The sequence below is a fragment of the Thalassolituus sp. genome (assembly GCF_034111725.1).
Taxonomy (GTDB): Bacteria; Pseudomonadota; Gammaproteobacteria; order Pseudomonadales; family Oceanobacteraceae; genus Thalassolituus.
The window spans coordinates 34,878-45,320 of record NZ_JAWUWR010000044.1 but is presented as its reverse complement, the minus strand read 5'-3'; the positions used below and the strand labels follow the sequence as shown (position 1 = coordinate 45,320).

Below are 10,443 nucleotides of genomic sequence, written 5' to 3'. Positions count from 1 at the left end.
TTTTGCTCAAATCATTGTCGTTGCGTGGCTGTACTGCATCGACATGAAAACTCTGCGTAAAGTGAATAAAGGGAAAGAGGTGACTGAACCTGATCTGACTACAGTTGGATTGCGGCGGGTCATGATTTCTTCTTTGTATTTAAAAAGTCCTCCTTCCGTAGTGCTACAACTTGTCGTGGCGTTATTACTCGTAATCTCGCTGCGGACTCCAGAAATTGAAGGTACCCTGTGGTGCTGGTTTTTGGCTTTTGTGTCGATGCAAACTCTTCGTGCTGCCGCATTTATTGCTTATGTCAGCCAGCCTTATCAATATCGCATGCGACGGTGGCGCGCACTTTTTGCTACCGCTATGATCGCTAGCCAATTCGTTTGGTTTGCGTTTCCGTTCATTTTTAATGCGGCACTTAGCGATTTCTACTTAGGCGTAGTTGCTGGTGTATTAATTGTTGTAGCAGTGCTTAGCTCAATTGGCCTTACATCGGATCGAGCGCTTTTATATACCAATAGTGCTTTATGTATTAGTCCCCCGATTCTCTTTATTGCAGCCGATATTAATGTCTGGATGCTAGCTTCATTAGGGTTCATAGCTGCATTAACGATGTTTTTAGTTATGGAGAGTATCCATGACGCCGCTATGAATTCATTAAAAGGTGGCTTGCTACGTAAATTGGCGAATTATCGTGCACATAAAATGGAAGAGTTGAATTTAGATTTAACCAGTGCGCGCCAACGATTAACTGAAGTAAATGCATCCCTCGAATCACAAGTGCAGGAGCGCACTCAAGAACTTAAACATCAAGCTAACCACGACATGCTTACGGGCTTAGGTAATCGTTATCGCTTTACCATTATGGTAGAGCGAGCATTAGATGAGTATCGTCACGACCAGTCAGGTTTTGCGATTTATCTTTTGGATCTCGACCGCTTCAAAGAAATTAACGATGGCCTTGGCCATTTTGCTGGTGATCATGTTATTCGAGAAACAGCGCAACGTATCCGCGACGTGTGTGGCGAGGATCATATTTGTGCTCGTTGGGGCGGTGATGAATTCGTAATATTGCAACGTTATGTCTCTAGTCGTGAAGAGATCTATCACTTCTCTGACGATCTTGTTAATAAATTAAAAATGCCAATAGAATTGTCGAGCGGCCCCGTCAGTGTTGGCGCTAGCATCGGTGTATCTGTCTGCCCAGAGCACGGTACAACGGCAGAAGGGCTACTCGAACATGCTGATATTGCTGTTTATCGTTCTAAATGTATGCGCGGTACAGTGTCGATTTATAACGATAATTGGGGCGTTGAGGCGGCAGAGCGTGTTCATCTTGCTCAAGCATTACGCAATGCCATCGAGAGTCAAGCGATGGATATCGCATTGCAGCCATTGATTGCCATGAATACTGGTAAGTTAACGGGCTTTGAAGCCTTAGCCCGTTGGCCTCAAACGGATAAGAGTATTGCTCCCATTAGTCCTGGGGTGTTTATCCCCCTCGCGGAAGAGTGCGGTTTAATGCCGATGTTAGGGCGTTGGGTGTTGCAGCGTGCGTGTGAAATGTTGAAGGACGTTGCGCCAGATAGTGATCTCCGAGTCGCGGTCAATATATCCGTATTGCAATTGCTTGATGCCGATTTTGTTAGCGAAGTCCTTGATGTGCTAAAGCTAACGGGGCTGCCAGCAGAGCGCCTAGAGCTTGAAATGACGGAAAACGTATTCGCGAGTGATGTGGAGCAAATACGTAATGTTTTAAGTCAACTGCGAGAACAAGGTATACGTATATCTATTGACGATTTTGGTACTGGATATTCGTCGATTAGCTATTTGTTAGATTTCCCACTCGATACATTAAAAGTTGATCGTTCATTTGTGACGGCGCTCAACAGCGGTGGTGAAGGCATCTTCAGTAGTATTATTGCGCTTGCGCATGGCCTTGAACTATCGGTCGTCGTCGAAGGGGTTGAAACTCAAAAAGAGCTAAACAGTGTCATTCGTCTTGGTGGTGAAGAAGTTCAGGGCTTCTTCTTTGCGAAACCTATGATGCTGCCAGAGCTGGAAGGTTGGCTGATAGAGCATCGAGATACAGCATTTGATATTAAGCCACAATTTCCATTGGTAAGCTTGGGTTAGAGCTAGAGTATGGATTTGATCCCATGCACCATGTCTTATGCTGGTATTGGATGAGAGATGATTTAGCATGGTTGACAGGATAGTCACGGTAATAGATCTGATTTGTGGTTGGGCTTGGTAGTCCGTTTCATTCCTCATTCGTTAGTTGAACTATTATAGAGGTAAGGGGTAATTAGACTTGAGGTTTGTGGTTTGTATATATTGTGCTCAGTGATAGATGTTGGACTTTTATATGTCGCCACGCGTAACTTAAAGACCGATGAGCTGATATTACTTAACACCATCAATAGGGTTTGTCGCGGTTTATGAGAAGTATCGGCTTTCTGCCTAGCATCATTAAAAGCACAGATGAATTTTATGGAGAAAGATCATCACTATTGATGAGGAGGGCGACTGCAGGATTAGCCTTAGCTATTGCATGCAATTTAGCAATGATCGTTTTTTTGTATCTTCATGGCATTTTTGAAGTCTGGTTTATCGTTTTTTTTTGCTTACCACTTTATATTTTCCCTTTGCATACTTGTCATCGCTTCATCGTAGATAAGCCCACTGAGATTTCTGATCAAAAAGAAAGAATACGTCGATTTATGCGGCAGTTGGTCATTCTTATTTTGGTTTGGAATTGTTCAGCGGCATTTATTCTTCCGATTTTAGATGGGGATGTACGTTTAATAACTATCAGCCTATTTATCGTGTCGGTATTGGCGTATTTTTTACCGATGACGTTATTTCCTCGTTATGCCTTACTTATTCTTTCGATTAGTCTTTTGCCAATGTCACTGCAGTTGACACTTCTTGGTGACGATAAAATTATGTCATTGGGCTTGACCGGAATTGTCTTGGGTTTTATGGAAGTTATGCAGATCATCTGGTTATATCGCACTGAAATGGATAATTTTAGGCGTGAGCAATATAAAGGTAAGATCGCTGAACCGGATATGTCAGAGTCAGGACTAATACAATTAAGAATATCAGCGATGCACTTTCAAGGCGCGCAATCGATTATATTGCAGGCTGCTACCGCATTTATTCTAGTTATTGCACTGCGAACTGAGCCAACTGAAGCATTGATGTGGAGTTGGTTTTTAGGCTTCATCTCCGTTCAGACTTTAAGAGCGGCAGGTTTCGTTAGCTTTATGAATGATTCTGAAAAACGCTCGCTTATACAATGGCGATTGATTTTTTCAGGAGGTGTTTTAGCAAGTCAAGTTGTTTGGTTTGCTTATCTTGTTATGTTTTATGACATGCTAAATGGGTTCAACTATAGCGTAGTCGCGGGAATTCTAATCCTCATGGCTGTTTTTAGTACTATAGGCCTTACTGCTGATCGTGCTTTGTTGTACTTCAATAGTGTTTTGTGTCTCACACCATTGACGTTTATTTTGATCGCGGATCTAAATACTTGGTTAGTTGTCGCCTTGAGTTTATTAGCAATACTGAGTTTGTTAGTCGTTGTGGAGAATATTCATCAGTCGTCTGCCCGTTCCTTAAAAGGTCGATTACTGCAAAAGCTTGCTGAGTACCGAGCGGAAAGAATGCAAGAGTTGAATATCGACCTCACGCAGGCACGCAAGCGTTTAACTGAAGTAAACGCCTCATTAGAAAGCCAGATTCAAGAACGAACAAGAGAGCTAAAGCATCAAGCAGATCATGATATGTTGACGGGATTAGGTAACCGTTATCGTTTTGCAGCAGAAGTACAAGCAGCCTTGGAGGAATACAAAAGAGATCAATCAGGCTTTGCGGTTTATATGCTCGACTTAAATCGCTTTAAAGAAATTAATGATGGTTTAGGACATTTTTCGGGCGATCATGTTTTACGCGAGACTGCTCAACGAATCAGTCAGGCTTGTGATGAAAATCGAATATGCGCACGCTGGGGCGGTGATGAATTTGTTATTTTACAAAAGCAAGTGTCGTCGAGGGATGACATTCAGCAATTTTCAGAGCGCTTAATAAAACAGCTACAAGTCCCTATTGAGCTCGAAAAGGGCCCTGTAACGGTAGGGGCAAGTATCGGCGTATCTATATGCCCTGATCATGGCGTCGCGCCAGATGACTTGTTAGAGCATGCAGATATTGCCGTGTATCGTGCCAAATGCATGAAAGATGGCGTATCGATCTATAACGATCATTGGGGGAAAGAGGCTGAAGAGCGAGTACGCCTTGCTCAAGCGTTACGCACCGCCATCGAAAATCGATCTATGGATGTTGCATTGCAACCCTTTATATCCGCTAAAAACGGTCATATTACGGGTTTTGAGGCGTTAGCTAGGTGGCCACAGCCAAAAGGGGATTCAATAAGCCCTGGGGTTTTTATTCCATTGGCCGAAGAATACGGTTTTATGCCTCTGCTCGGCGGATGGATTCTAAGGCGTGCTTGTGAAACGTTAATCGAAATTGCTCCAGATAGTTTGATTCGAGTCGCAGTAAATATATCTGTATTGCAATTGGTCGACCCAGATTTTGTCACGGAAGTTTTCACTATCCTCGATGAAACCGGTTTGCAACCCGAGCGACTAGAAGTTGAAATGACAGAAAACGTATTCGCTAATGATGTCGAACAAATCCGTGATGTATTGAATCAGCTTCGTATAAGAGGTATCCGTGTATCAATTGATGATTTTGGCACGGGCTATTCCTCTATTAGTTATTTACGTAATTTTCCACTAGATACGTTGAAAATAGATCGCTCGTTTGTGACGGCATTAAAAGATGGTGGTGCAGGTTTGTACACGAGTATTGTGGCACTAGCGCATGGTTTGGAGTTAGGCATTATTGTCGAGGGTGTTGAAACCGAAGATGAATTAAAAACGGTATTAGGTCTTGGAGGCGAAGAGCTACAGGGGTATTACTTCGCTAAACCTATGTTGCGACAGGAGTTAGATGCTTGGTATTTAAGCTATAAAGACACACCTTACAAAATGCCACGTCAATACCCACCAATGAGGCTTGCATAGATGCGATCATTAGTAGGAGTTAAATTAAAAATTCTGAAATATCTATTCCCTAGGATGAGGCAAGGTAATATTTTAATTATTGAACATGCAATTAGTTATAAAGTTATTGATGTGAATGTGATTGGACGCGTACTTGGTCTAATGGCGCCAATTGTTTTGTGATGACCTAGACTTCGTTTAAACTCCGCAGCACCTGAGTGTCAGGGACATGAGTGATATAACAAGTATATAGGAAATCAATTAATGAAGTTAATTCGTATCGCCGCAGTATGTACAATGGCCTCTCTGAGCGTTGGCTGTGCTAGTGGCTTAAATAGCATACAAAAACAAGAATATGCTGCAATGGAAGCGAGCGGCGTCCTTTATAAGGAAAAAAATCCTGGAACAGGAGCTGCGCTTGGTATTTTACCTGGTGGTGGTTCTTTTTATGCTGGAGAAATCGGTTTAGGTGTGGTTAATTTGTTGCTGTGGCCAGTGTCTATTTTATGGGATCCTATTAGTGGTTATGAAGGCTCTAAAGCTGACAACTACTACATAACGACGCAAAAATTGAAAAAAGACAAAGCAGTTGAAATTACACGTATTGATGACCAATTGGCCATTAAAGCAATCTCTACTGAAGAGTATATCCGTCAGAAGAATCAAATTAATGAGAAGTATAATTTTTAATTTGATGACATAAAAAAAGCCCCGTTATTACGGGGCTTTTTATTTCTTATTTATTACGATTCAATAATTAATCGTCGTAATTTTCAATCGCAGGGCATGAGCAAATCAAATTTCGATCGCCGTATACATCGTCGATACGTCCTACTGTTGGCCAGAACTTGTGCGCACCCAGTTCTTTTACCGGATAAGCAGCTAGTTCGCGACTATATGGACGATTCCATTCGCCAGCAATAACCGGTGCGGTATGCGGGGCGTTTTTCAGCGGATTATTCTCCGCATCCAATTCACCACGTTGAATCGCTTCGATCTCGCCTTTAATCGCAATCATGGCATCGGCAAAGCGGTCGATTTCGACTTTGCTTTCAGATTCTGTTGGCTCAATCATGAAAGTCCCTGCAACCGGGAATGACATGGTCGGCGCGTGGAAACCGTAATCCATTAAACGCTTAGCGATATCCACTTCGGTGATACCGGTTTCTGCTTTAATCGGGCGTAGGTCAACAATACATTCGTGCGCAACACGGCCATTTAAACCTGAGTATAAAATTGGGTAATGGCTGCTTAAACGTTTAGCCAGATAGTTGGCTTTCAGTAATGCGTTTTGTGTTGCTTTACGCAAACCGCTGCCGCCCATTAGCGTAATGTACATCCAGCTAATTCGCAGAATGCTCGCTGAGCCGTAGGGTGCTGACGACACTGCACCGTTGCCGATACTGGCATCCTCAATTGGACGCACGCTGTGGTTAGCCACAAACGGCGCTAGGTGTTTCGCTACACCGATGGGTCCCATGCCTGGGCCGCCGCCGCCATGAGGGATAGCGAAGGTCTTGTGCAGATTCATGTGCGATACGTCAGCGCCAATAAAGGCGGGCTGAGTCACACCGACTTGAGCGTTAAGGTTGGCCCCATCCATATACACTTGGCCACCTAGGCTGTGAATCAGGTCGCAAATTTCGCGCACGCCTTTTTCATAGATACCGTGGGTTGATGGGTAGGTCAGCATTAAACAGGATAATTGATCGCCTAACTCTTCAGCTTTGGCTTTCAGATCGGCAAAATCGACGTTACCTTCATCGTCGCAGTCGGTAACAACCACACGCATCGAGGCCATTTGTGCTGATGCCGGGTTAGTACCGTGCGCCGAGCGTGGAATTAAACACACATTACGGTGATGATCACCGCGGCTTTCATGGTATTTCTTAATTGCTAGCAAGCCAGCGTATTCGCCTTGTGCACCTGAGTTTGGCTGCATGCAGATAGCATCAAAACCGGTGATGTCGCGCAAGTAGGCATCGAGTGTTTGTACTAATTCTTCATAGCCTTGGGTTTGGCTCTTGGGTGCAAACGGATGGATATTGCTGAACTCTGGCCATGTGACCGGGATCATTTCAGTCGTGGCATTCAGTTTCATCGTGCATGAGCCTAGCGTGATCATCGAGTGGTTCATCGCCAGATCTTTGCTTTCTAAGCGCTTCATGTAGCGCAGCATTTCGTGTTCAGTGTGGTACTTATTGAACGTTGGATGCGCTAAAAAGGCGGTTGTGCGCTGAATACCGCTATCAATACTGTTGCTACCATTGGCTAGAATTTCAGCATCGAGTGCGTATACGTCTAGGCCATGTCCTGCGCCTAAGATTACATCAAATAATTCTTGAATATCAGCGGCGCTAACCTTTTCGTGCAAGCTCATGCTGACGTGATTGTTGTCGCTGTAGCGCAAGTTGATTTCAGCGGCTTCGGCGCGAGCTAATAATGCGGCACTGTCGGTGACACGAATTGTTAGCGTGTCGAACCAAGTATTGTTGACTAGCTCAATACCTTTGCTTTGCAGGCCTTTCGCTAAAATATCGGTTAGGCGGTGGATACGGCTAGCGATGGTTTTTAAACCTTGCGGGCCGTGATACACAGCGTAGAACGAGGATAAGTTGGCCAGTAATACTTGAGCAGTGCAGATGTTCGAGTTGGCTTTTTCGCGACGAATATGTTGTTCGCGAGTTTGCAGTGCCATACGCAAGGCTTGTTTGCCTTGAGCGTCGATTGAGACACCGATAATGCGGCCAGGAATAGAGCGCTTATAAGCATCGCGCGTGGCGAAGAACGCCGCGTGAGGACCACCGAAGCCCATTGGTACACCAAAGTGCTGGGCGTTACCTAATACAATGTCGGCACCCATTTCGCCTGGTGCTTTTAGCATGACAAGGGCCATTAAGTCGGTTGCTACGGCGGCAAGCGCATCTTTGGCGTGCAGGGCGGTAATCACATCCGTAAAGTCAGTCACTTCACCGTTTTTACCTGGGTACTGAAATAAAGCGCCAAATACATCGGCTTCTGTGGCACCAAGTGCTGGGCCAACAAGGATGTCCCAACCAAAGGCTTCCGCGCGCGTTTTTACTACGTCTATGGTCTGCGGTAAGCAGTTTTCATCAATATAGAAAGTATTGGATTTGTTCTTACGCACGGTGCGCTTAGCCATCGCCATCGCTTCTGCTGCGGCCGTACCTTCATCCAGTAGGGAGCCGTTTGCCATTTCCATACCGGTAAAGTCGATCACCATTTGCTGGAAGTTTAAGATGGCTTCCAAACGACCCTGAGCGATTTCAGGTTGGTATGGGGTATAGGCGGTGTACCAGCCCGGGTTCTCTAGCACATTGCGCAGAATTACCGGTGGGATGATGGTGTCGTGATAGCCCAAACCGATATAGCTTTTGAATACTTTATTTTTGCTTGCAATCTTGCGTAGACGATTGGTCGCTGCGAACTCTGATTGCGGTTCACCGGTAGTCAGGAACGGTGGGCGCAGAATATCGGCAGGAACGATTTCTGCGGTGAGCGCTTCCAGTGAATCAGCGCCAACGGCAGCGAGCAATGCTGCTTCTTCGTTGTCGTCGTTACCTGCGCCATTAGAGGCAATATGGCGGCCAATAAAGTTGTCGCGTTGTTCCAGATCTTTCAGGGACAGAGTGGTCATGGATGAACCTGTGGGCATGTCGGAGTTCGGGGATATTTAAGTAAAGCGTTCTGTAGCCGCCGTGTCGTTAACAACCAGCGGCTATAGAATATCGAGCGTTATTCGCAAAGAGCCGCGTAAGCGTCGGCATCCAATAGTGTGTTTAGATCTTCGCTGTTGGCCAATTCCATTTTAAAGAACCAAGCTTCACCGTATGGATCTTCGTTAACGGTTTCTGGAGCATCGGCTAGCGCTTCGTTCACAGCAATGATTTTGCCCGTTAGCGGAGCGTAAATGTCAGAAGCGGCTTTAACCGACTCAACAACAGCGATGTCTTGTTCTACTTCCACGTCAGTGCCAACTTCTGGCAGTTCAACAAAAACAACGTCGCCCAGTTGGTCCTGTGCAAAATCAGTGATGCCTACCGTTACGGTGCCATCGCTTTCAACACGGATCCATTCGTGGGAGGCAACGTATTTCAAATCAGCAGGGATGTTGCTCATGTGGGTGTCTCCAATTATTTATGCAAAAAATTCTGTATTAGCAGCTCACGCGAACTGCTTTTTACCATTACGTACGAATGGCAGTTTAACGACGCGCACATCAACCAGCTTGCCGCGCATTTCTACTTGGCAGGTGTCGCCCGTTCCGGCAGGTACTCGTGCCATTGCAATCGAGTACTGCAAGCTTGGTGAGAACGTGCCAGAGGTCACTTCGCCCTCACCAACGCCATCAACGATGACTTTTTGATGCGAGCGCATAACGCCGCGGCTCTCAAAGACTAAACCGGCTTGGATATGAGTTACACCAGCCGCTTTTTGCTGTTCTAGTGCTTCACGGCCAATAAAATCGCGATCAGACGGTTGCCAAGCGATAGTCCAGCCCATACCTGCTTGCAACGGGCTAATGGTTTCGTCCATATCGTTGCCATACAAGTTCATTCCCGCTTCTAGGCGCAGAGTGTCACGCGCACCAAGTCCTGCTGGTTTTACACCGGCATCTGTCAAGGCTTGCCAGAATCCAGCGACTTCGTTTTCGGGAATCATAATTTCTAAACCGTCTTCGCCAGTGTAGCCTGTGCGTGCGAAGAACCAGTCGGAATGCGGTAAGCCTTGAAAAATTTTCAAGCGCCCAATCAAATCGGCAGCTTCGGTTTTGATACCTTGCACGATTTTGATCGCTCGCGGACCTTGCACGGCTACCATGGCCAGCTCGGGACGTTCAGTTAGGCTAATATCAAAACCACGGCTTTGCTTATCCATCCACTCAAGGTCTTTCTCGCGCGTCGAGCAGTTTACGACTGTTCGATACCAACCTTCCATGCGGTAGACGATTAAGTCATCAATGACACCGCCATCATGATTGAGCATGCCGCTGTACAAAGCCTTGCCAACTTCGGCAAGTTTATCGACATCGTTAGCCAGTAATTTTTGTAGAAAAGCTTTGGCGTCAGGGCCGCGAACATCAACGATGGTCATATGGGATACATCGAACATGCCGGCATGTTCACGAACCGCATTGTGCTCGACGATTTGTGATCCGTAATGGATAGGCATGTCCCAGCCACCGAAATCGACGATTTTGCCGTTGGCTTCAAGATGTTTAGCGTATAGAGCGGTGTGCTTGCCCATGATTTGTCCTGATTGCGAGTTCAAGCCAGTTGCTTTAGGGCAAGGTGGCTGTCTGAAAAAGGCGGCAAGTATAGCGTTTTATGCGGCGCGAGGCACCTGGATTTCGTCGTGAGT

The 10,443-nt window shown here is 45.7% G+C and carries 6 protein-coding genes; 3 read left to right on the top strand and 3 right to left on the bottom strand.

The genetic code is table 11. The annotated features are described in order from the left end of the window. The 3 genes from UXZ23_RS06865 to UXZ23_RS06855 form a co-directional block, all read left to right on the top strand. The coding region (locus tag UXZ23_RS06865; RefSeq protein WP_320819876.1) for a putative bifunctional diguanylate cyclase/phosphodiesterase at positions 1-2,122 on the top strand (2,122 nt) is incomplete at its 5' end. A gap of 587 nt (positions 2,123-2,709) precedes the next feature. After that, positions 2,710-5,082, top strand: a complete 2,373-nt coding sequence (locus UXZ23_RS06860) for a putative bifunctional diguanylate cyclase/phosphodiesterase (protein ID WP_320819875.1) — start codon at positions 2,710-2,712, stop codon at positions 5,080-5,082. Between the two features lie 243 nt (positions 5,083-5,325). Beyond that, entirely contained in the window at positions 5,326-5,751 is a 426-nt protein-coding gene (locus UXZ23_RS06855; protein ID WP_320819874.1) for a hypothetical protein, read from the top strand. A gap of 67 nt (positions 5,752-5,818) precedes the next feature. Here UXZ23_RS06855 and gcvP read toward each other — a convergent pair whose 3' ends face one another. The 3 genes from gcvP to gcvT all read right to left on the bottom strand — a co-directional run bounded on the left by gcvP (position 5,819) and on the right by gcvT (position 10,329). After that, positions 5,819-8,719 (bottom strand): aminomethyl-transferring glycine dehydrogenase, encoded by a 2,901-nt coding sequence (gene gcvP / locus UXZ23_RS06850; protein WP_320819873.1) that lies wholly within the window; start codon positions 8,717-8,719, stop codon positions 5,819-5,821. Positions 8,720-8,817: 98 nt separating this feature from the next. Continuing rightward, positions 8,818-9,201 (bottom strand): glycine cleavage system protein GcvH, encoded by a 384-nt coding sequence (gene gcvH / locus UXZ23_RS06845; RefSeq protein ID WP_320819872.1) that lies wholly within the window; start codon positions 9,199-9,201, stop codon positions 8,818-8,820. 45 nt (positions 9,202-9,246) lie between these two features. Beyond that, positions 9,247-10,329 (bottom strand): glycine cleavage system aminomethyltransferase GcvT, encoded by a 1,083-nt coding sequence (gene gcvT / locus UXZ23_RS06840; protein WP_320819871.1) that lies wholly within the window; start codon positions 10,327-10,329, stop codon positions 9,247-9,249. Between the last annotated feature and the right edge of the window lie 114 nt (positions 10,330-10,443).

What these genes read in the sequence shown, in the direction of transcription:
- gcvT (WP_320819871.1), bottom strand. Translation starts at nt 10,329, where the DNA reads ATGGGCAAGCACACCGCTCTATACGCTAAACATCTTGAAGCCAACGGC.
- gcvH (WP_320819872.1), bottom strand. Translation starts at nt 9,201, where the DNA reads ATGAGCAACATCCCTGCTGATTTGAAATACGTTGCCTCCCACGAATGG.
- gcvP (WP_320819873.1), bottom strand. Translation starts at nt 8,719, where the DNA reads ATGACCACTCTGTCCCTGAAAGATCTGGAACAACGCGACAACTTTATT.
- UXZ23_RS06855 (WP_320819874.1), top strand. Translation starts at nt 5,326, where the DNA reads ATGAAGTTAATTCGTATCGCCGCAGTATGTACAATGGCCTCTCTGAGC.
- UXZ23_RS06860 (WP_320819875.1), top strand. Translation starts at nt 2,710, where the DNA reads ATGCGGCAGTTGGTCATTCTTATTTTGGTTTGGAATTGTTCAGCGGCA.